Source organism: Sphingobium yanoikuyae (assembly GCF_034424525.1).
Lineage (GTDB): Bacteria > Pseudomonadota > Alphaproteobacteria > Sphingomonadales > Sphingomonadaceae > Sphingobium > Sphingobium yanoikuyae.
Genome location: NZ_CP139979.1, coordinates 1,919,494 through 1,939,880, shown reverse-complemented (window position 1 = coordinate 1,939,880; position 20,387 = coordinate 1,919,494). Strand labels below are relative to the sequence as shown.

At 63.1% G+C, this 20,387-nt stretch carries 18 protein-coding genes and 1 pseudogene; 9 read left to right on the top strand and 10 right to left on the bottom strand.

Annotated features, from left to right (window positions below; translation table 11 throughout):
- Nucleotides 1-16 precede the first annotated feature (16 nt).
- Together U0025_RS08930 and U0025_RS08925 are read right to left on the bottom strand one after the other, a co-directional pair.
- Nucleotides 17-2,368 (bottom strand): 3-hydroxyacyl-CoA dehydrogenase/enoyl-CoA hydratase family protein, encoded by a 2,352-nt coding sequence (locus U0025_RS08930; RefSeq protein ID WP_004206971.1) that lies wholly within the window; start codon nucleotides 2,366-2,368, stop codon nucleotides 17-19.
- Nucleotides 2,365-3,501: a thiolase family protein gene (locus tag U0025_RS08925; RefSeq protein ID WP_004206969.1), complete on the bottom strand. Its 1,137-nt coding sequence runs from the start codon at nucleotides 3,499-3,501 to the stop codon at nucleotides 2,365-2,367. The genes U0025_RS08930 and U0025_RS08925 overlap by 4 nt, the downstream gene beginning before the upstream one ends.
- A 282-nt stretch (nucleotides 3,502-3,783) precedes the next feature.
- Between U0025_RS08925 and U0025_RS08920 the strand changes: the two genes are divergently transcribed.
- The 5 genes from U0025_RS08920 to U0025_RS08900 all read left to right on the top strand — a co-directional run bounded on the left by U0025_RS08920 (nucleotide 3,784) and on the right by U0025_RS08900 (nucleotide 8,612).
- The gene (locus U0025_RS08920; protein ID WP_004206967.1) at nucleotides 3,784-4,428 is read left to right on the top strand and encodes a DUF3422 family protein; all 645 of its coding nucleotides are present in this window, start codon (nucleotides 3,784-3,786) and stop codon (nucleotides 4,426-4,428) included.
- A 211-nt stretch (nucleotides 4,429-4,639) separates the two neighbouring features.
- The gene (locus U0025_RS08915; RefSeq protein WP_004206966.1) at nucleotides 4,640-5,044 is read left to right on the top strand and encodes a DUF2147 domain-containing protein; all 405 of its coding nucleotides are present in this window, start codon (nucleotides 4,640-4,642) and stop codon (nucleotides 5,042-5,044) included.
- Nucleotides 5,045-5,076: 32 nt separating this feature from the next.
- Nucleotides 5,077-6,384 (top strand): OmpP1/FadL family transporter, encoded by a 1,308-nt coding sequence (locus tag U0025_RS08910; RefSeq protein ID WP_037490082.1) that lies wholly within the window; start codon nucleotides 5,077-5,079, stop codon nucleotides 6,382-6,384.
- Complete coding sequence (locus U0025_RS08905) at nucleotides 6,384-8,060, top strand: long-chain-fatty-acid--CoA ligase (RefSeq protein ID WP_157225171.1); 1,677 nt, start codon at nucleotides 6,384-6,386, stop codon at nucleotides 8,058-8,060. Before U0025_RS08910 ends, U0025_RS08905 begins: the two co-directional genes overlap by 1 nt.
- A gap of 81 nt (nucleotides 8,061-8,141) precedes the next feature.
- Nucleotides 8,142-8,612, top strand: a complete 471-nt coding sequence (locus U0025_RS08900; protein ID WP_004206963.1) for a MerR family transcriptional regulator — start codon at nucleotides 8,142-8,144, stop codon at nucleotides 8,610-8,612.
- Between the two features lie 59 nt (nucleotides 8,613-8,671).
- Here U0025_RS08900 and U0025_RS08895 read toward each other — a convergent pair whose 3' ends face one another.
- Together U0025_RS08895 and U0025_RS08890 are read right to left on the bottom strand one after the other, a co-directional pair.
- Nucleotides 8,672-8,944: a hypothetical protein gene (locus tag U0025_RS08895; RefSeq protein WP_017503288.1), complete on the bottom strand. Its 273-nt coding sequence runs from the start codon at nucleotides 8,942-8,944 to the stop codon at nucleotides 8,672-8,674.
- Nucleotides 8,941-9,693, bottom strand: coding sequence for a DUF6796 family protein (locus U0025_RS08890; RefSeq protein WP_004206961.1), 753 nt, complete (start codon nucleotides 9,691-9,693; stop codon nucleotides 8,941-8,943). The genes U0025_RS08895 and U0025_RS08890 overlap by 4 nt, the downstream gene beginning before the upstream one ends.
- Nucleotides 9,694-9,779: 86 nt before the next feature.
- Here U0025_RS08890 and U0025_RS08885 point away from each other — a divergent pair.
- Nucleotides 9,780-9,908: pseudogene (locus U0025_RS08885) on the top strand (IS110 family transposase); the annotation flags it as partial.
- Between the two features lie 404 nt (nucleotides 9,909-10,312).
- Here U0025_RS08885 and hmpA read toward each other — a convergent pair.
- The 5 genes from hmpA to U0025_RS08860 all read right to left on the bottom strand — a co-directional run bounded on the left by hmpA (nucleotide 10,313) and on the right by U0025_RS08860 (nucleotide 15,001).
- The gene (gene hmpA / locus U0025_RS08880; RefSeq protein ID WP_004206960.1) at nucleotides 10,313-11,524 is read right to left on the bottom strand and encodes an NO-inducible flavohemoprotein; all 1,212 of its coding nucleotides are present in this window, start codon (nucleotides 11,522-11,524) and stop codon (nucleotides 10,313-10,315) included.
- Between the two features lie 39 nt (nucleotides 11,525-11,563).
- Entirely contained in the window at nucleotides 11,564-11,839 is a 276-nt protein-coding gene (locus U0025_RS08875; protein WP_004206958.1) for a DUF1971 domain-containing protein, read from the bottom strand.
- Nucleotides 11,832-12,311, bottom strand: coding sequence for a group III truncated hemoglobin (locus U0025_RS08870; protein ID WP_017503290.1), 480 nt, complete (start codon nucleotides 12,309-12,311; stop codon nucleotides 11,832-11,834). The genes U0025_RS08875 and U0025_RS08870 overlap by 8 nt, the downstream gene beginning before the upstream one ends.
- A gap of 613 nt (nucleotides 12,312-12,924) precedes the next feature.
- Nucleotides 12,925-14,040 carry an IS110 family RNA-guided transposase gene (locus U0025_RS08865; protein WP_004206949.1) on the bottom strand — a complete coding sequence of 372 codons (1,116 nt, stop codon included), beginning with the start codon at nucleotides 14,038-14,040 and terminating at the stop codon, nucleotides 12,925-12,927.
- A gap of 76 nt (nucleotides 14,041-14,116) precedes the next feature.
- Nucleotides 14,117-15,001, bottom strand: coding sequence for a LysR family transcriptional regulator (locus U0025_RS08860; protein ID WP_004206956.1), 885 nt, complete (start codon nucleotides 14,999-15,001; stop codon nucleotides 14,117-14,119).
- A 91-nt stretch (nucleotides 15,002-15,092) separates the two neighbouring features.
- Between U0025_RS08860 and U0025_RS08855 the strand changes: the two genes are divergently transcribed.
- Together U0025_RS08855 and U0025_RS08850 are read left to right on the top strand one after the other, a co-directional pair.
- The gene (locus tag U0025_RS08855) at nucleotides 15,093-15,470 is read left to right on the top strand and encodes a carboxymuconolactone decarboxylase family protein (protein ID WP_004206955.1); all 378 of its coding nucleotides are present in this window, start codon (nucleotides 15,093-15,095) and stop codon (nucleotides 15,468-15,470) included.
- Nucleotides 15,463-16,647: an alpha/beta fold hydrolase gene (locus U0025_RS08850; protein WP_004206954.1), complete on the top strand. Its 1,185-nt coding sequence runs from the start codon at nucleotides 15,463-15,465 to the stop codon at nucleotides 16,645-16,647. The genes U0025_RS08855 and U0025_RS08850 overlap by 8 nt, the downstream gene beginning before the upstream one ends.
- A 5-nt stretch (nucleotides 16,648-16,652) precedes the next feature.
- Here the strand turns inward: U0025_RS08850 and U0025_RS08845 are convergent, their stop codons facing one another.
- Nucleotides 16,653-17,285, bottom strand: coding sequence for a recombinase family protein (locus U0025_RS08845; RefSeq protein ID WP_080604448.1), 633 nt, complete (start codon nucleotides 17,283-17,285; stop codon nucleotides 16,653-16,655).
- A gap of 129 nt (nucleotides 17,286-17,414) precedes the next feature.
- Here U0025_RS08845 and U0025_RS08840 point away from each other — a divergent pair, with 129 nt between their 5' ends.
- Nucleotides 17,415-20,384 carry a Tn3 family transposase gene (locus U0025_RS08840; RefSeq protein WP_004206950.1) on the top strand — a complete coding sequence of 990 codons (2,970 nt, stop codon included), beginning with the start codon at nucleotides 17,415-17,417 and terminating at the stop codon, nucleotides 20,382-20,384.
- The last annotated feature ends 3 nt before the right edge of the window (nucleotides 20,385-20,387 follow it).

Sequence of the window (20,387 nt, the reverse complement as noted above, 5' to 3'; positions counted from 1 at the left end):
GGCCGCCGGCCGCCAATCAGTTACGCAGCGGCTTGCCGGTGACGAGCATCTGCTCGACGCGCGCCTGGGTCCGCGGGTCGCGCACCAGTTGCATGAAGGCCTTGCGCTCGAGCGCCAGCAGATCCTCTTCGGTCACGATGTCGATGAGATCCTTCTCGCCGCCCGTCAGGACGTCGGCGAGCGCGCCGGATACGACACCATCGTAAGATGTGGCGAGGCCACGGGCCTGGAAGCCTTCGACAGCCATCGAAAGAGCGGACTTGCCTCCCGCGCCAGGCAAGCGGAATTCCGGAGCCACAGGCGGTTTGTAACCGTCGGCCAGTTCCAGTGCCTTCGCCTTGGCGTCCGCCAGCAGACGGTCCCGGTTCATCGTAATGCCGTCCGAGGGACGCAGGAAGCCATGCTCCTTCGCCTCGGCGGCCGACTTTGCCACAGTGGCTGTCGATACCGTCTCGAAGACCTTGGCTACGGCCGGCATCGGCCCCTTGGGCATGCCGGGACTGGAGCGCCAGCGATCGATCATTTCACCGCATCCGCCCCAGCCAGGGATCAGACCCACGCCGCACTCGACCAGACCCACATAGCTTTCGGCATGGGCCTGCACGGCATCACTGTTGAGCAGGATCTCGCAACCGCCGCCCAATGCCATGCCGGCCGGAGCGCTCACGACCGGGAACAGCGCATATTTGAGCGCCTTGTAGGCCTGCTGCCCGCCCGCGACGAGCTTTTCGATCTCGCCCCATGCCGCGATGTTCAGTGCGAACAGAGCAAGACCGAGATTGGCGCCGGCGGAGAAATTGCTGCCCTCATTATAGACGACGAGCGCCTTGAACTTGTCCTGCACGACCGGGATCGCCTGACCGATCAGCTTCATCACATCGCCGTCGAGCGCGTTCATCTTGCCGGTGAACTCAAGGCAGGCAACGCCGTCGCCGACATCCCAGAGTGCCGCCGAACCATTTTTGAGGATCGGCTGGCTATGGAGCTTGATGTCTTCCAGCAGCAGCACGCCCTCGGGCCGCACGACATCATGATAGTCGCCGGCGGCATCGAGATATTGCCGACGGCCGTCCTGCACCCGGTAGAAAGGCCGATCTCCGGCTACCTTGAGGATCGCGGGAACATCCCGCCCCTCGGCGGCCAGCCGTTCGGCGAGCTTGCCCGGCCCGAGGCGATCGATCAGTTCGAACGGCCCGAACTTCCAGTTGTAGCCGAGCTTCATCGCGTCATCGATGCCGACGATGTTGTCCGCAGCTTCACCGACCAGACTCGCGGCATAGGAAAGAACCTTGCCGAGAATTTCCCAGGCATAGGCGCCGACCTTGCCGGGCGCAGCAACCAATGCTGCCAGGTCCTTCTCGGCCCGGCCCGGCAAGGAAGCCGGCTTCACCGATACGCGATATTCGCCGGTCGCGAGATCGAGCGCTTTCTTGGTCTTCGTCGCCTTGTCGAACGCGTAGAAACCGCCCTTGCCCTTCCGCCCGGTAAAGCCTTCCGCGATCATCCTGTCGACGAGCGGCATCGGCCTCACCGTGTCGAAATAGGCGTCACCTGCCGGCAGCGTCGAGGACAGGCTCTTCGTGAGCAGCGGCATGAGGTCGACGCCAACGAGATCGACAAGGCCGAAAATGCCGGTCTTGGGCACGCCCATCGGCTTTCCGCCGATCTGGTCGGCTTCCTCCACCGTCAGCCCCTGGTCCATCGCGGCATTGATCGCGACGGCCAGCCAGTAGGTACCGATGCGATTGGCGATGAAGCCCGGCGTGTCCCGCGCCGGCACGATGCGCTTGCCGAGCTTTCGATCGACGAAATCCGAGACGCGCCTCGCCACAGCCGTATCAGTGTCGGGGCCGGTCACGATTTCGATGAGCCGCATGTAGCGCGGCGGATTGAAGAAATGGGTGATCAGGAAGTCCTGTTTGAACTGATCGTCCCGCCCCTCGACCAGATGGCCAAGCGGAATCGTCGAGGTATTGGACGATACCGCCGTGCCCGGACGCTTGAGCTGCTCGAGCTTGGCGTAGAGCGCCTGCTTGATGTCGAGCCGTTCGACGATCGCCTCGACGATCCAGTCGCATTCGGCCACCCGCTCGAGATGGTCGTCGATATTGCCCGTTTCAACGAGCTTCGCCGCAGCCTTCGACATGAAGGGCGCCGGATCGGTCTTCAGCATCTTCGCGACCGCACCCTTCGCCACGGCGTCACGATCGCCGCCCTCCTTGGGCACGATATCGAGCAGCAGCACCGGCACGCCGGCATTGGCGACCTGCGCTGCGATGCCGGCGCCCATGACGCCTGCGCCGATCACGCAGACCTTTTTGATGGTTTCCGGCGGGGCGCCGACTGGCTTGATGGCCTGCTCGCTCATTCCGCCGCCTCCAGCACGGTGGCGATGCCCTGACCGCCGCCGATGCACTGGGTGGCAAGCGCATAGCTGCCGCCTTCGCGCTTCAGCAGAGCCGCGGCCTTGCCCACGATCCGCGCACCGGTCGCCCCCAGAGGGTGGCCTATCGCGATGGCGCCGCCGTCCAGATTGACCTTCGACTGGTCAAGCCCCAGGTCGCTGATGCAGGCCAGTGACTGGCTCGCAAAGGCTTCGTTGAGCTCGACAACGTCAAGCTGGTCCACACTGAGCCCCGCCCGCTGCAGCGCCTTGCGCGAGGCCTCGACCGGTCCGATGCCCATGATCTCCGGCTGGCAGCCAGAGACAGCAACCGACTTGATGCGGGCAAGGATCGGCAGTCCATGCGCGCGCGCATAATCCTCGCTCGTGACCAGGATTGCGCTTGCGCCATCGGTCAGCGGCGAGGACGTTCCCGCCGTTACCGTGCCGTCCTGGCTGAAGGCCGGCTTCAGCCCGGCGAGGGTTTCCGTCGTCGTGCCGGCACGCGGCGTGCCATCCTTGTCGACCACGCCCGCCTTGGTCGTGATCGGCACGATCTCGGCCTCGAGCTTGCCGGCCGCGATAGCCGCGGCCGCCTTGTCCTGACTGGCGACCGCAAAGGCTTCCTGCTGGGCACGGGTGATCTGATATTTGGTCGCGACATTCTCCGCCGTGTCGCCCATGCCCATATAGGCGGCGCTCTTCTTCGCGAGCTCGGGGTTCGGCAGCGGATTGAACCCCATCATCGGCACGCGGCTCATCGACTCCACGCCCGCGCAGATGAAGGCCTCGCCGGCGCCAAGCTGAATCTGGCCCGCAGCGATGTGGACCGAGCTCATCGACGATCCGCAGAAGCGATTAACGGTCATGCCGCCGACAGAGAGCGGCAGGTCGGCGAGAAGACCGATAAGGCGCGCGATGTTGAAGCCCTGCTCGCCTTCAGGAAAAGCGCAGCCCAGCACGATATCCTCGATATCTTCGGCCTTCACGCCGGTCTGCTGAATCAGTCCGCGAATGACCTGAGCGGCCAGATCGTCAGGGCGGACGCGCGCCAGCGCGCCCTTGCCTGCCAGGTGAAAGGGGGACCGGGCATAGCCCGCAACAACCACATTACGCATCGATGATAGCCTCTCCAGGGAATCGGACATCTGATTACCTAATGGTGCGTGAAATGACGTTTACGTCAACTAAAATCTTTGGCACTCTTCTCACGCCGTCGAGGGAATCGTCATGCACCGGTTCCCGGGAGGCTTGATATCGGAGGTCTTGGCCGAGGAACGTACGGATGCTCGCCAGTGAAAAACCGCGCACTCTCATCCCGGCGATGATGCTCGCGCCCGTCTTATCGACGGCTGCGCCTCTCCCCAAGCGCCACTGCACCTGTTTTCGAAGGCGCACACATGCGATTTTCTGAGCATCCCCTCCGGCGTCAGATCGTCGGCGAAATGCATCTGCGCCGTTTTCCTGCACTCGAATTGCCCGCCATGGCATTTCAGACGGTTCGCCTGGTCGATGAGAATGACCGGGAGAAGGAATGGCTGATCCTGGAGCAGCGATGTGCCTCTGGACTCGATCGCAACCTGCGCCACCTGGAAACGGAGTGGTCCGCCAACGGGCGGCTGGCCTGGGAAAGGCACAGTGAAGCGGTCACCACGACGCTAACGTCAACCTCGGTCAGCGCGGACGCGCAGTTCTGGTCTGCTCCCGACGTCGGCCCCTTCAGTGATACCTTGCAGTGGATGGAAACGCTGCCGGGCCTGGTCATCCGCGCAACCCACATCGTCGTTGTGGCGAACGATAGCTACGCCGAGCCGGTTGTCGATCGGGCCGACTTCCATCCGGGCCATCTCGTCTCCTGCATCATCGGGGATAGCGTCCGGATCTGGAGCGACTTTCGCATTCACGCCGGCGGCTACGGGCGCCTGGTCGTTGCCGCGAACGGGGCGGCTGACGGCGAAGTGTCGCGTTCCATCCAGCGCATTCAGGAACTGGGCAATTATCGCAATCTTTCCTTGCTTGAAGGCACGCACAGATCAATAGCTTGACGGCGTCACACACGAACACGCCCGAACCCTGACGACGGGGCCAGCAGCGCCTGACCCCTCCAATTCGCACACAACCTAATAGGCATTTTGATGACGCATTGAGCTATTGACTTACCTATACGTCATCGAGATGGTTATGGGACGCTGATTCGCCGCATATTGGCTCCAGACGTGAAACAGACGGTCGCCTGAAGGCGCGCGGAGAGGAACGATGTCGATCATTCTGACACTACTGGCTTCGAGCACTGCATTGCCCGCCGACACCGTTGTCGGTCGCTGGCAAACCGAGAGCCATCATGGCGTCGTGGAAATCACCCGCTGCGGGCAATCGATCTGCGGTGCCTTGATCAGTTCCGACGGGATCAAAGCCAACCCCGAACTACGTGACGAAAAGAACAAGACCGCTGCGTTGCGCGGTCGTAAGCTTCGTGGATTGCAGATGCTGCAGGGTTTTACGTGGAAGTCGGGCAGTTGGTCGGGTGGTTCCATCTACAACGCTGAGGATGGCGGTACATACAGCGCGACGGTCACGTTAGCCGATCGGGATCATTTGCGCCTCAAGGGCTGCATCGTCTGGCCCCTGTGCAAGACGCAGACATGGACGCGCCTCCGATAAGCACGAGGAATTTGACAATCACGAAAGGGGAGATGGGCGTGGCAGGCAAAAATTGGAAAGTTGGGATCGCAACATCGGCCGTGGCGGCTGGATTGCTCGCGCCGCAAGCCGCGAGCGCGCAGGCCTTTTACCTTCAGGAACAATCGTCCAGAGGTGCCGGACGAGCCTTTTCGGGCGAGGTCGCCGACCAGGGCGTACAGTCCCTCTGGTGGAATCCGGCTGCGATCGCAGGCATGGAAGGAGTCGATGCCCACCAGGCCGTAAGCGTAATCCTTCCCAAAGGGTCGGTTGACAATGTCAACACGCTCATTGTCCGTCCCGGGCAGTCGGCTGCGGCTGTAGGCGGGAGCCAACGCTCTCGTGATCCGATCAATAATGGCGTACTACCCTCCGGCGCGATAGCCGTCGGCCTGACATCACGGCTCGCTTTGGGGCTGACCGTCGCCTCCCCTTATAGCTTCACAACCAATTATGATGCCGACAGCTGGGCACGGTATAGCGCCGACAAGACCAAGCTGCGAACATACGACATCCAGCCATCGATCGCCTACCTCGTTACGCCAAATCTCAGCATCGGCGCCGCGCTCAATATCGAATATGCAGACGCATCATTGTCCAACTATCTGCCGAACCTATCGCCTCTTCTCGCCGACGGCCACCAGGAGCTGAAAGGCAATGGTTGGGATCTGGGCTGGTCGGCCGGGCTGCAATATCGCGCCGGCCCCGTGCAACTGGGCGCCAGCTACAAGTCGAGCGTGAAGCATAATCTCGATGGTTCGGTGACGACGACCGGTCTTCTTGGTCCGCTCGCCGGGCAAAACAGCGTAGTGAATGCAAACGCCACGTTCGAGACCCCCTGGCAGGCGATCTTCGGAGCGCGCGTGGCGGTGTCGCCCAAGGTCACCCTCAACGGTCAGGTGACCCGCATGGGTTGGTCGAAATTCGACGCTATCCGGCTCGGCGCGCCGCTCAACGTTTCAATCCCGGAAAATTACCGGGACACTTGGAGCTTCGCAGGCGGCATCGATTATGCGGTCACACCGGCCTGGACCGTTCGTGCCGGCGTTCAACACGCCCAGACCCCGACGCGCAACGGCAATCGGGACGCTCGAGTGCCCGACAGCAACCGGTGGAATTTCGCTGCCGGCACAAGCTATGCCGTGTCTTCCCGGTTCACGCTCGATGCGGGCGCAGCGTATATCACGTTCAAGGATACGACTATTGATCGCACGACAGCGGCCTATGCCGGCACGGCCGTGCAGACGCCGATCCTGATGGACGGCAAGCTCGAGGACGCGCACGCCGTCGTGCTGTCGCTCGGCGGACGTTTCCACTTCTGATGCTGGAGATCGCCATGCCCCAGCCCGCCATCAGCGCCTTCCCGTCGATACCGGAACCGGCAATTCCGCCACGGCTCCTGACCGACCTCCTCGACAATGCGTTGAACCTTTATCCCGAACGCGTCGCCATCGACTTTCTCGGGCGAACCTGGACTTATGCGCAGGTGGGGCAACTCGTTCGCCGTGCAGCACGTGGATTGCAGGATCAGGGGCTGCGCAAGGGCGATCGGTTCGGCCTGTGCCTGCCGAACTGCCCCTATTTCGCGATATTGTACTTCGCGGCGCTGCGCGTGGGTGCGATCGTGGTCAACTTCAACCCGCTCTACACGGAGCGCGAACTGGAGCATCAGATCCGGGACTCGGGAACGCGCATGATGGCGGTACCGGACGTCCGGATAATCCACGAGAAAGTGCAAGCCGTCGCGCCACGTGCCGGGCTGGACAAGATCGTGTTGTGCGGCATGAGGGATATGCTGCCCTGGCTGCAAGGCCTGGGCTTTGCGCTATTCAAGCGAAAAGACCACGCGCGGATACTCGACGAAGGCCTTCATGTCCGGCTCAAGGCGCTTCTCGCCCATGATGCCGAACCTGACGCGGTAGAACGTCACCCTGATGATGTCGCGGTCCTTCAATATACCGGAGGCACAACCGGCGTGCCCAAAGGCGCAATGCTGACCCACGCCAACCTCACGGCGAACAGCGCCCAGATGGTGGTGCATGTGGGAGGACTTCGCCCGCAGCAGGAGAGAACTCTCGGCGTCCTGCCCATGTTTCACGTCTTCGCACTCACGACGGTGCTCAACTTCTCAGTCGAAATCGGCGCCGAAATCGTCCTGCTGCCACGGTTTGAGATGAAGCAGGTTCTCAACACGATGAAGCGCAAGCCGCCGACACAGTTCTTCGGCGTGCCTACGATCTATGTTGCCCTGAACGCGCTTCCGGACGACGAGATACCCGATCTCTCGGCCGTGCGCGCCTGTATATCCGGCGGCGCACCGCTCCCGCTCGAGGTACGCGAGGAGTTCGAGGCACGCACGCGTGCCAGGGTCGTGGAAGGATATGGGCTCTCCGAAACCGCCCCGATCATCGCCTGCAACCCGTTGTTCGGGACGGTGAAGGACAATAGCTGCGGCCCAAGTTTCCCCGGCACCATCATCGAGATCCGAGATCCGGAGAATCCCTCGCGGGTTCTTCCCCAGGGAGAACGCGGAGAAGTGTGCGCCCGCGGCCCTCAGGTGATGAAGGGCTATTGGCAGCGCCCTGCAGAAACCAGTGCTGTCTTCGTCGATGGCGCGCTACGAACCGGCGATATCGGCTATTTTGATGAGGATGGCTATCTCTTCCTCGTCGACCGCATCAAGGACATCATCTTCTGTGGCGGATATAATGTATATCCCCGGATCATCGAGGATGCGGCCTATCAGCACCCGGCGGTAAAGGAGGCGATCGCAATCGCGATTCCTGACGCCTACAGAGGTCAATCTCCCAAGTTGTTCATCGCGCTGCACGAGGGATCGAACCTGACCGTCGATGAACTCAAGATTTTTTTGCAGGATCGCCTCAGCAAGATCGAGTTACCCAAGGCTTTCGAATTCCGGGACAGCCTGCCCAAAACGCTGATCGGCAAACTTTCGAAGAAGGATTTGATCGAAGAGGAGAACAAAAAGCTCGCCTGAGCCTCTATCCCCTGTCAAGCTACAAAGCTTATGCGCTTGAGTGGTAGGGTAGCCGTGATTGGAGGACAGGGAGTGGATGGCATGGGGAACTCGCTCCACCTCGCCGAGGACGATGAAACGCTTAAGGACGCGGGTCGCGACAACCCCACGCACAAGGGGAGAACCCGCGCAAAGGATGCGGATTTACAAGTGTACGGCATCCAGGATGTCGCTCAGGAACTCGGACTGACACTTCGCACGCTACGCTTCTACGAAAAGGAGGGGCTCATCGCCCCTCAACGGGTAGGCAGCACCCGGGCATATTCCAGGCGTGAGATCGGACGCATACAGCTGATTTTGCGCGGCAAACGCCTTGGCTTCTCCATCAAGGAAATCAAGGAGTTTCTCGATCTCTACGATGCCGATCCCGAGCATAAGGAGCAAATGGAGCGATTGATTGCCCGCATCCGGGAAAGGTTGGTCGACTTGAAGACGCAGCGCTCTGCGCTCGACCTGACAATCGACGAGCTTACAACCATCGAAGTGGAAGCGATGGCAAAGTTGCAGCGATAATTTGGTCATCCCATTCTCTAACCGAGCGGTAACGCTTGATCGCGGCGCCCCCGATCCAATCAAGCCGTCAAGCGACGAGCGCCGCGCCGATCGCTAAGGCCGCCCCAGAACCGCGCCATGATCATCCAGGCGATGCCCGACGCGGTCATCGCCCCGCCGACCTGCCATGGCTCGAGGCCAAGCACGCGCGCGATGGGGCCCGCGAGCGCCACGAACGACATCATCGCCATCGAGCAGACGAAGGTCTCGAACATCAGTGGCTTCATGCTGAAAGCGCCTGATGCTTCCTCCCCCACTTGTTCGTCGCCTGTCGCTGTCGCAGCTTCGGTCATGCTGCTTCGTCCCGTGATGCGACCGGCGAACGGCCACCATTCCAGAGCAGCGCCGTCGAGACGGCATAGACAACGAGCCAGCCGAGGTTGAACGCGGCGCCGTCAAGCCAGGTGTGCGCCGGCTCGGGCAGGATGCGCGCGATCAGCATGCCGATCGCGACCAGCGAGACGGGATTGGCCAGCGCTGCGAACCAGCGTGGCCAGGCGGTGCGGCCCAGCGCGATGACGATCCCGAGGAGCAGCAGCGCCAGGCCCAGCGTCACGATCGGCATCAACCAGGCGATGAGCAGGACATGGTAGAAGTGCTGGCCGAGATCGAGCAGCGCGCCATGGGCCGCGGCCGGCGTTTCGAGGATCGTCTTGTAGGCCATGCCGACATAGTAGAAGCCCGCATGGCCGAGCGGAGACCAGGCGTTGCCGGCGACCAGCAGGACGAAGGTCAGCCAGCGCCACCAGCCCATCGCCGGACGCAGCCCTTCGAGCAGATGCCAGCAGCCCGCGAGATAGAAGACGATGCCGGCATCGGCCACCAGCGCGCCCGCGGCGAGCCGCGCCTCGGAGGATGGAAGCATCAGCGCGACACCGTCGAACTGGATGCGATCGGCATAGGTCTTCAGGATCAGCGGATAGTCGTCGGGACTTGCCCTAGCCCCGATGATCAGCGCGTCGCCGAGCGTCCAGAGGATCGCGCCGATCACGCCCGCGATACCGCAGAGACGAAGAAGCGGGAGCCGCTGGATATCCGTCATAGGCTTGTCCTTGCTTCGGCGCGGGATCGATCGACGAGACGCATGATCTCCTGGGCGATCAGCTCGGGCTCGCTGAACGGAACCATTGCCAGCGCTACCGTCGCCTGGCGGCCACGGGCAAGCCTCAGCCCAAGGTGACCACCGCGATCGCGCGTGAACTGTTCGGCTATGCCTGGGACATCGCCCGTCGGGTGTCGCCGGCGATAGCCGGCTGATCCACCCACGACATTAACGAGAGGAGGCGCCAGCGCACCAACTGCATAGCCTTGGCCGACGTGCCGCGGGCACCCGACTGTGATGGGCAATCCACGGTGTACGGTGGGGCAGGTTCGTCCGACGCCCGAACTTATACGGAGGATAGGCCCAGCGACGGATACGGGTAGTGCGGTAATCAACCCGCGGATGAGAGCATGATCAATCGTCGTCGATCAGGCGCCCGCGGCACACCCGCCAAGGTCAATGCGACCGCTGGTCTCGAGGCCAGCGAAGGAGTAAACTCGGCCAGCGTCTCGGATGGCAGTCATGAGAGCGTATATCTGTGCCCGTTTTATGTGACGCCCCCGACATGGCGGTTTGAGTAGACGCGGAGAAGGGCGATGTCGCCCTTCTCCGCGCTCAGTCAGGCGGCGAGCAATTCGTCCGCCGGACCGAAGAATTCGTAATGAATGCGGTCGGATGGGACGCCAGCCAGCGACAAGGTCGAGACGGCGTGCCGCAGAAACGGGCGTGGTCCGCAGATATAGTAATCGGCCTCACCTACAGGCGTGTTGGCGACCAGCCATTCGTCGGTAATGATGCCGGCGACGTCATAATCCCGTCCTGCGACTTCATCTTCGAGCGGGGTCTGATGAAAATCGGTGACGGTGATTGACTTGCCCCGCCCAGCGACAGCGCGAACATGATCACGCATTGCGTGGGTATCGCGGTCATGAGTTCCGTGGACATAGTGCACGGGGACTCCCGCCTCGCCCTCAGCAAGCGTTTCGAGCATGGCCACCATCGGGGTCAGCCCCACGCCGCCCGACAGGAGGATCACCGGGCGTTCGACATGCGCTGCCAGGAAGAATTCGCCTGCAGGCGCGGCAACTTTGAGCACCGTGCCCGGCTTGGCTTCATCATGAAGCCAGCCTGACGCAAGACCAAGCGGCTCACGCTTGACCGAAATGCGATAGGTTTCGCCGTTGGGGGCTGCTGAAATCGAATAGTTGCGCTTGACTGGCGGATGTCCCGGAATTTCAAGCCAGAAGGTCAGATATTGCCCGGGCTTGTGCCGCATGACGGCCCCGCCATCAACGGGGCGCAGAACGAAGGAATTGATGACGCTGCTCTCACGCACGACGTCCTCGACGCGAAAATCGCGCCAGCCATTCCATCCGCCGGTCGCATCCTTCTGTTCTGAGTAGACTCGCTGCTCGCGGGCGATCAGGATGTTGGCCAGGAACCAGTAGGCTTCGCCCCAGGCAGCGAGAATCTCATCGGTGGCCGCATCCCCCAGCACCGCCTTGATCGCCCCCAGGAGCGCCTCGGCAACGTGCGGATAATGTTCGGGCAGAATTTGCAGGCCGACATGCTTCTGCGCGATCCGCTCGACCGCCGGGGCAAGCGCACCGAGATTTTCGATGTTGCTCGCATAGGCGAGAATGGCGCCGGTCAGCGCCCGCGGCTGCGAACCGGCATCACCATGGTGCGATTGGTTGAAAAGGTCGCGAATGTTCGGGTTCTGGAACATCCGGGAATACATCTCGTTCACGATGTCGAGGCCATGCGCTTCGAGCGCGGGGACGGTCGCCTTGACGAGCGCAATGGTCTGATCGCTGAGGGGCTGCGTCATCAACTTCTCCTTTTTGAATGCGTTGAAAATCCCGGAATGTCAGAGCTTGGGAATGTGATCGTAAAAATCCACCTGCATCTTCATCGGCCCTGTCGGCGTTACGAAATGCGGTTGCTGAGGGAGAATCAAGCCAGGCTGGTCAGGCGTCAGGACGATCTCCGAAGGTGGCTCGAGGTAGGTTAGCCGGAGTTCGCCCTCCAAAACCCGGATCACGCCCCAAACACCAGCCTTCGTGTCATGTCGCGCGCGCAAGGCAGCCGGCAGAGTGTCCTGGTTGAACACCGGCGTGGAACGGTAAGGCAAGATTTCAGCCATGGGTTTGCCCTGGTCGCTCGATGGCATCCTTACGTTCCGCGTTGGCGACCGATGCAGCACTCCGTTCCTCCAGTTGGAAGAACATCGCCAGTTGCAGGCTCTCGGCGATGCGCCGCGCCTTCGCTTGTAGCGCCGCTGCCGCTTCGGGCGTCATCCTGTCATTGGTCGTTTGAACCCAGAGTGCGAGCCAGCGCTCGAACAGCGCGGGCGTTATCCTGGCCTTATGCTTCAAATGGGCCGGCACCGGTTGCCCCTTGTATCGGCCACTGGTGAGCATGACGGAGGACCAGAACGCAGTCAGCTTCCCAAGATGCTCCGGCCAGTCATCGATCGCATCGTTGAAAATCGGCCCAAGCGCGGGATCGGCGCGGACCCGCGCGTAAAATTCCTCCACCAAAGGAGTCAGCTCTTCTTCTCTGATTTTCGAGACACCGTCCACGACTCGCGCTCCAATCATGTATATATAATACATCGATCATGATTGCGCATAAACGCAAGGCTAGCGCATATTTCCAGGTCGTCGGTCGCGGCGATGTACACAGCCTGAGAAACTGCTCAGCCCCGCTAGTTTAGCCTTGAATCCGAAACACGAAGGCATAGCATCAGCCAGCGACCCGAAGGAGTCTCGGTGAGACGTAGACACCTTTCCTTGCCCGCCCGTCAAAAGACGGGCGGGTTTTCTTTTCCGATTCCGTAGGACATTCGCTGGAACGCTAATCCGCGTGATCTGGCGCACTCGGGGACCGGTGAGAGGATGGTCGAAAACGTACGCTCTCATGACTGCCATCCGAGACGCTGGCCGAGTTTACTCCTTCGCTGGCCTCGAGACCAGCGGTCGCATTGACCTTGGCGGGTGTGCCGCGGGCGCCTGATCGACGACGATTGATCATGCTCTCATCCGCGGGTTGATTACCGCACTACCCGTATCCGTCGCTGGGCCTATCCTCCGTCTAAGTTCGGGCGTCGGACGAACCTGCCCCACCGTACACCGTGGATTGCCCATCACAGTCGGGTGCCCGCGGCACGCCGGCCAAGGCTATGCAGTTGGCGCGCTGGCGCCTCCTCTCGTTAATGTCGTGGGTGGATCAGCCGGCTATCGCCGGCGACACCCGACGGGCGATGTCCCAGGCATAGCCGACCAGTTCACGCGCGATCGCGGTGGTCACCTTGGGCTGAGGCTTGCCCGTGGCCGCCAGGCGACGGTAGCGCTGGCACAGGCGAACCTGCGCTTTCCACCCGATCGCCTGGATGTCCTCGGACAAGTCGATGACCCGCTCACGGTAGCGTCGTTCCTCGCGAGCGGGCAGTCGATACGACCAGCCCGCCTCAATCAGCATGGTTCGTGCCTGCGCGTTGCCCGCGCGGGTGATCCGGCCCCGTTTGGTCCGAGCGCCGCTGGAGTGCTCGGACGGCACCAAGCCGACATACGCCATCAGTTGCTTGGGATTGTCGAAGCGGGTGAGATCGCCTACTTCAGCGACCAGCGTCGCAGCGCTGACCAGCCTGATACCGCGCAGGACCTGTAGATTGCGGACCAGCGGCGCAAAACACCATGCGTCCACCGCTTCAGTCAGCGCCGCTTCTAAGCGCCCAACCCGTGCCTGCGCCTCCAGCACCCGCTTCTGCATTTCCTCGAATGCCAGCTGTTGGTGGGGAAAATCGAACCGCTGCTCGGACAACCACCGCCAGTACATTTTCGTCCAGGCCGCCTTGCCGCCGAAACGACGATCATGACGCAACAGGAAGCTGCGCACTGTCTGCTTGGCTCCGATGGCATCATCTTGCGCGCTGCGTCGCGCGCGGATGAGATCGCGTACCGCCTCGTGCGCTTCGTCCGGTATCCAGATTGCGGTGAGTTCGCCAGCGCGTAGCAGCCGCGCCAGGGTCATCGCGTCACGCCGGTCCGTCTTTACATGGTCACCCGGGCGCCGCGGCATCATCGAGGGGGCGATGACGATGCAATTCTGTCCCAGCTTCGTCAGCAGCCGATGCAAGCCATACCCGCAGGGACCAGCTTCGTAGCAGACGTTCAACGTCACGCCCGGTCCAGTCAGCCGCTTGACCAGCTTCCTGATCGCATCGTCCTCGTTGGCGACCGTGCCGACGAAACGCACCTCGCCTCCGCGTTCCCCATCGGCAACCGCGACCGCAATGGTTTCCTTATGAACGTCCAGACCAACGTATTTCACCGTCTCCGTCATGACTCGTCTCCGCTGCTGACAAATCCATCATCAGCATCTCAGATTCGAGCCTCCGAGGCTCTGGCAGTCATGGGGTCTAAAGGGTCTCTTCAACGCCAAGTTGCTCACGAGTTCCGCGACGGCCCGTCAGGAGGTCAGCATTTGCGGCGATGATGGCGGCGATCTCATCGTAAACGACACGTACCCGCACCGACATCTCGGCGGCAGCATGGCCTACCAGCCATACCGGCTCTTCCATCAACAACGTGCAGGGCAAGCGCGACAGACCCGGATCGAGAAAGCAGGGCAGGATTCCCACGCCGAGGCCCGCGACAATGGCGGCGCGGTGAGCTTCGAGATGGTTGAAACGAAGGTCCGCCGATCGTCCGGCGAGGCGATAAAGCCAGCGCGAGGCGGGAAGATCATGATCGTCGGTCCACCCCACGAGCCTTGATGCAGCAAGATCGGGGATCGATCCGGCACCAGCGTAGAGGCCATGTCTCATCGTGCCAATCCTGCGAACCGTAAGAGCCCCGTGATCCGGAGGAACAAGACGCAAGGCCAGGTCGGCTTCGCCGCGGGCAATGCCCACCGGAGCGATACCCGTGATGATTTCTAGTTCCAGTTGCGGGTAATGCGAAAGCATGGCTGGCAGCGCCGGCAGCAGCAGGTGTGTTGTGATCGTCTCTGGCGCCGCAAGGCGCACCACCCCGCTGATTGTCTCGGCTCGACCGCTCGCACGGGCGCGGAAGCTGGCCATGGCTTCCTCCACCTGCACTGCTTCCGCCATCAACGCCTCGGCATCCGGCGTCGCCGTGTAACCGCCCGAGTGCCGCACGAAGAGTGTGGAGCCGATCGCGGTTTCAAGGGCATCGATCCGACGGCCGATCGTCTGCACGCTGACCCCGAGCATCCTGGCAGCGCCGGTCAGGCTGCCCGCCCGATAGGTCGCGGCGAAATAGCGAACGTCGTTCCAATCCATGCGTCATCCATATCTGGAAAGCGATCTTCCTTCCACTTCCATTCCTGAAGGCGCTGGTTGGACCTAAATAGGGCGGTGAAGGAGATCGCTCATGAACCAATCGCGATTTGAACGTGGGAAGGCTCGTTTGGCCGAGATCGACGGAGAAGCCGGACAAGCGGTGATCGCATCGCTTACCGATATCGCGCCCGATCTTGGCCGTTACATCATCGAGTTCGGTTTCGGCGACATCTACAGCCGCCCAGGCCTTGATCTCAGAACGCGCGAGCTGGCGACCGTCGCGGCGCTGGTCGCGCTCGGCACTGCCCGTCCCCAGCTCGAAGTGCATCTGCAGGGTGCGCTCAACGTCGGCGCCACGCAGGAGGAGATAGTCGAGATCATCATCCAGATGGCGCTGTATGCCGGCTTTCCCGCAGCGCTGAACGGCGTCGCGGCCTTGCGCAAGGTCCTGGAGACCCGTCATGGGTGAGAACGTCGCTCTGGTCGAACGATACTTCGCTGCTTTTGGCGCTGGCGATGTCGATGCGGCGCTCGACTGCGTCCACCCCGAGGCGATCTGGCACGTCGACGGCGACCCGGCGGTCGTCACGGTTGGGATTATGCAGGGGCGCGATGGGGTGCGCCGCTGGCTCGAACGCTTTCCCACCGGCTTTCGCCCATTGGCCTTTTCGGTCGAGCGCGTGATCGGAGACGGCGGGGACGTCATCGCCCTCGGGCGGTTTCGACACCGCGTTCAACCCGCCGATGCCATCGTGGACAGTGATTACGCCATCCGGTTCACGATCCGTGACGGCCTGATCGCGCGATATCAGATATTCGAGGATTCGCTGCTGATCGCGATGGCACGGCACAGCGCAGCGCCATCGCGACAGGCGCGGATCAATGGCGTGCTCTATGGTTGGGACGACCGCGGCAGCGGACGTCCCGTTCTCTTCCTGCACGGCCTGTTCCTGAACCGCCAGTTCTGGACCCCGCTGACCGACCGAATGGGAACGGGCAAGCGGTTAGTCACCTTCGACATGCCGGGCCATGGCGTCAGTGGCTGGCGCGATGGTTTCGATCTGGACGGCATTGCAGATGATCTGGCACTGTGGATTGCAGAGAATGGAGCGACGCCGGCGACGATCGTCGGCCACAGCCAAGGCGGCATGATCGCACTGCGGCTCGCTATCCGGCATCCGCATGCTGTTGAACGCCTTGTAGTGGTGAATAGCAGTGCGCGTGCCGAGTACCCCGAACGGTTGGGGGCATGGCGAAACCGTCGCGCGGCCTTGCTGGACGAGGGTGCGCGACATCGGGCGCTGAGCGAAATTCAACGCATGACAACCGCGCCGGGGTGGGTAAAGGCGCACCCCGGCGAGGCGGCCAGCGAACGCGAGGCCATGGCTTCGCATGACCCGGCTTCTCTTGCCTTTGCGCTTGATGCCGCAGTGCTCAATCGCGACGATATCCGATCGCTGCTTTCCCAGATCAAAGTGCCGGTAGAGGTGCTTTCCGGCGCGCTGGACCATGCGACGCCTCCCGAACTGGGGCAGGAGATTGCCATGTCAGTCGATGCGGGCCGTCATGTCGTCGTTGACGGTGCCGCACATCACATACCGATCGAACAGCCAGATGCGATCGCGGCCCTGTTTCGGCGCGACTGATGTGGTCAAACAGTGCGGGTTTTTCGGGCAAGGAGCTTCTCACCGTCTGGCCTGATCTCGCCCTTGGGCGTGACGTGCCGGTAGAGCGTCTGGCGGGTGATGCCGAGTTCGGCGCACAGGTCGGCGACCTTGGTTTCGGGCTTGCCCATCGCCGCCTGGGCGAGGCGCAGCTTGGCAGGCGTCATCTTGAACGGGCGTCCGCCATGCCGACCGCGCGCACGGGCAGATGCAAGGCCGGCGCGGGTGCGCTCGACGATCAACTCGCGCTCGAACTCGGCGAGGCCGGCGAAGATCGCGAAGATCAGCCGGCCGTTGGCGGTGGTGGTGTCGATCGATGCGCCTTCGCCGGCGAGGACCTTGAGGCCGATCTGCCTTTTCGTCAGCTCGCCGACTAGGTTGACGAGATGGCGCAGGTCGCGCCCGAGCCGATCGAGCTTCCATACGACCAGCGTGTCGCCACGCCGCAGTGCCTTCAGGCAGGCGTCGAGGCCCGGGCGCGTGTCGCGCCGGCCCGATGCGGCGTCCTCATAGATATGGTCGGGATCGACGCCGGCCGCGACCAGCGCATCACGCTGAAGGTCGTGAACCTGGCTGCCGTCCGCCTTGGACACCCGTGCGTAGCCGATCTGGGTCGTCACATATACGTCCGTTCGTGTGACAGAGCGGGAGCGCTCCTCCAACAATCCTCATCCTGTCACATAACCCGTCTTCTGGTCTATGCTCCATGAACAGGTCCGCTTTCCTGTTTCGTGACGAACAGGACACCGATGCCGACCAAGACCATTCTGTCGCCCGCGCAGCGCACTGCCATCTTCGATCCGCCCGCTGATCGCGCGACGATTGAACGGCTCTACACGCTCGGTCCCGATGATCTGGCGCAGGTGGCGCGACGTCGGCGCGGGGCCAACCGGATCGGCTACGCGGTGCAGCTTTGCTACCTGCGTCATCCCGGCCGCGGGCTGCTGATGGGTGAGGCGGTGCCCGACGCCATACTCAAGCTGCTCGCCGAGCAGATCGGGTGCGCGGCCGACGACTTCACCGGCTATGCCATGCGCTCCACGACGCTGCGCGAACACCGTGCCGAAATCGAAGCCCTGCTCGGTCTGCGTGCCTTTGCGCGAGTGGACGTGCGAGCGATGCTGGCGCTGGGATCGGAGATCGCCGCCTCGACCGATCGGGGCGAGACGATTGTCGCCGGCATGGTCGATCGCCTGCGCGCAGACCGGATCGTGCTGCCGGCACCATCGACGCTGGAACGGCTCGCGCTTATCGTGCGGACACGGGCGCGCAAGGCCGCTCATGCTAACCTGATCCGCGACTGTTCGGCCGAGCAGGAAGCCGCGCTCGAACATCTGATCGCAACCGACGACCACGGCCGCACCCGGCTCGGGTGGATACGCGAATGGCCCGAAGCCCCTTCGGCCGCCAACCTGAAAGGGATTATCGAACGGCTTGACGCTGTGCGCGGCATCGGGATCGCAGCGGATAGGGCGCGACGTATACATGCCGCCCGCTATGCCGTCATCGCACGGACCGCCGGTATCGTCACCGCCCAGCACCTGCGACGTCTCGAACGCCTGCGCCGGCTCGCCATGCTCATCGCCTCGATGATCGAGATGGAGGCGGGATTGACTGATGCCGCACTGGTCATGGTCGAGAAGATGGTGGGCGCGCTGTTCCGCCGCGCCGACCGCAACCGCTCCGATCGGTTGCTCGGCCAGGCACGGATGCTGAAGGACACCGCACGCTTCCATGCCCGGCTCGGTCGCCTTCTGGTCGATGCTCGCGCGAGTGGGCGCGATGCCTTCCGCACGATCGACGCCAAGGTTGGCTGGGAGCAACTCGAACGCAGCATCCGCTTCGCCGAGGACCTGACGCGCTCGGCCGACGACGGGCTGGAGGAAGTGGTCGAACGCTATACCGCCGTCCGGCGGTTCGCCCCGACGTTTCTTGCCGCTTTCACTTTCCGCACCGCGCGGTCGGGCGATCCGCTGCTCGGCGCGATCGAGGTGTTGCGCACGATGTACCGCGACGGTCGATCGGCCCTGCCGAAGCGGGTGCCAACCAGCTTCATCAAGCCGCGCTGGCGCAAGGTCGTGCAGCCTGCGGAAGGGACGATCGACCGGCGCGCTTACGAGATCGCGGTGATCGTCCATCTGCGCGAGCGGCTCGGGTCGGGCAGCATCTGGGTGGACGGCAGCCGCGCCTATCGCACGCTCGACGACTATCAGCTGCCCGTGCCCACTTTTGAGGCGATGCGCGCGACCGGCGATCTGCGCCTGGCCGTGCCGACCGACTTCCCCGAATGGTATGAGGAGCGCCGCACCCTACTGGTCCGGCGCATGACGGAGGTGGAACGCGCAGCCGCGGCGGGCGAGCTGGTCGACGTGACAATCGAGCGCGGGCAGTTGCTGATCTCGCCGATCCGGCGCTCTCCCTCCGACGATGCCGATGCACTGAAGGCCCGGCTCTACGCGATGCTGCCGCGCGTCCGCATCACCGACCTGCTGGTCGAGGTCGCCGCATGGTCGGGTTTCGCCGACCGCTTCGTCCATGCGCGCAGCGGCGCCTCCGCCTCCGACCAATCCGCGCTGATGGGTGCGATCCTCGCCGATGCGACCAATCTCGGCCTGGGCCGCATGGCCGAAAGTTCGCGCGGGCTGACGTTGCCTCGCCTGCGCTGGACGGCGGAATGGCATGTGCGCGACGAAACCTACCTGTCGGCGCTGGCGGCGATCGTCGATTGCCACACCGCGCATCCCCTCGCGGCGGTTTGGGGACCGGGCGACACATCGTCGTCGGACGGCCAGTTCTTCCGCGCCGGTGGTCAGGGCGAGGCCCGCGCCGATCGCAACGCCCGCTACGGCACCGAACCCGGCGTGCTGTTCTACACCCACGTCACCGACCGCTTTACGCCGTTCCATACCAAGGTCATCGCCGCCAATGCCGGCGAAGCCGCGCATGTCCTCGACGGCCTGCTCGACCATGAGAGCGAACTGGTGATCCGCGAACATGCGACGGATACCGCCGGCGCGGTCGATCACGTCTTCGGTTTGTGCCACCTGCTCGGCTTCCGCTTCGCACCGCGCATCCGCGACCTCAACGAGCGCCGGCTGTATGGCCTGTCGCCGCTCGACCCGTGGCCGACGCTGCGCCCGCTCGTCGCCGGGCCGGTCAACCTCCGCGCGATCGAGGAGAACTGGGACGAAACCCTGCGCCTTGCCGCCTCGATCCGTGCCGGCACCGTCAGCGCCTCGGTCATGCTGCGCAAGCTGGCGGGTTTCCCGCGTCAGAACCCGGTCGCCCGCGCCCTGCGCGAGATTGGACGGATCGAGCGCACACTGTTCATGCTCGACTGGTTCGACGATCCCGACCAGCGGCGCCGCACCGGCAGCATCCTCAACAAGGGCGAGGCCCGCAACGCGCTCGCCCGCGCCATCTTCTTCAACCGGCTCGGCGAACTGCGCGACCGCACCTTCGAGAACCAGCGCCATCGTGCATCCGGCCTGACCCTCGCCACCGCGGCCGTGACGCTCTGGAATACCGTCTATCTCGACCGCGCCTTCCGTCATCTGCGCGGCAGCGGCGTCGACGTGTCCGACGAACTGCTCGCCCACGTCGCCCCGCTGGGCTGGGAGCATGTCGGCCTGACCGGCGACTATCTTTGGGGCGAGATCGACAAACCCCGTGAACGGTTCAGGCCGCTCCGGCTCCACCAGCAAGGCCGGGACGCTTAGACC

Bases quoted from the DNA above. Each gene is read 5' to 3' on its own strand.
- U0025_RS08930 (WP_004206971.1), bottom strand. From the start codon at position 2,368: ATGAGCGAGCAGGCCATCAAGCCAGTCGGCGCCCCGCCGGAAACCATC.
- U0025_RS08925 (WP_004206969.1), bottom strand. From the start codon at position 3,501: ATGCGTAATGTGGTTGTTGCGGGCTATGCCCGGTCCCCCTTTCACCTG.
- U0025_RS08920 (WP_004206967.1), top strand. From the start codon at position 3,784: ATGCGATTTTCTGAGCATCCCCTCCGGCGTCAGATCGTCGGCGAAATG.
- U0025_RS08915 (WP_004206966.1), top strand. From the start codon at position 4,640: ATGTCGATCATTCTGACACTACTGGCTTCGAGCACTGCATTGCCCGCC.
- U0025_RS08910 (WP_037490082.1), top strand. From the start codon at position 5,077: ATGGGCGTGGCAGGCAAAAATTGGAAAGTTGGGATCGCAACATCGGCC.
- U0025_RS08905 (WP_157225171.1), top strand. From the start codon at position 6,384: ATGCTGGAGATCGCCATGCCCCAGCCCGCCATCAGCGCCTTCCCGTCG.
- U0025_RS08900 (WP_004206963.1), top strand. From the start codon at position 8,142: ATGGGGAACTCGCTCCACCTCGCCGAGGACGATGAAACGCTTAAGGAC.
- U0025_RS08895 (WP_017503288.1), bottom strand. From the start codon at position 8,944: ATGACCGAAGCTGCGACAGCGACAGGCGACGAACAAGTGGGGGAGGAA.
- U0025_RS08890 (WP_004206961.1), bottom strand. From the start codon at position 9,693: ATGACGGATATCCAGCGGCTCCCGCTTCTTCGTCTCTGCGGTATCGCG.
- hmpA (WP_004206960.1), bottom strand. From the start codon at position 11,524: ATGACGCAGCCCCTCAGCGATCAGACCATTGCGCTCGTCAAGGCGACC.
- U0025_RS08875 (WP_004206958.1), bottom strand. From the start codon at position 11,839: ATGGCTGAAATCTTGCCTTACCGTTCCACGCCGGTGTTCAACCAGGAC.
- U0025_RS08870 (WP_017503290.1), bottom strand. From the start codon at position 12,311: ATGTATTATATATACATGATTGGAGCGCGAGTCGTGGACGGTGTCTCG.
- U0025_RS08865 (WP_004206949.1), bottom strand. From the start codon at position 14,040: ATGACGGAGACGGTGAAATACGTTGGTCTGGACGTTCATAAGGAAACC.
- U0025_RS08860 (WP_004206956.1), bottom strand. From the start codon at position 15,001: ATGGATTGGAACGACGTTCGCTATTTCGCCGCGACCTATCGGGCGGGC.
- U0025_RS08855 (WP_004206955.1), top strand. From the start codon at position 15,093: ATGAACCAATCGCGATTTGAACGTGGGAAGGCTCGTTTGGCCGAGATC.
- U0025_RS08850 (WP_004206954.1), top strand. From the start codon at position 15,463: ATGGGTGAGAACGTCGCTCTGGTCGAACGATACTTCGCTGCTTTTGGC.
- U0025_RS08840 (WP_004206950.1), top strand. From the start codon at position 17,415: ATGCCGACCAAGACCATTCTGTCGCCCGCGCAGCGCACTGCCATCTTC.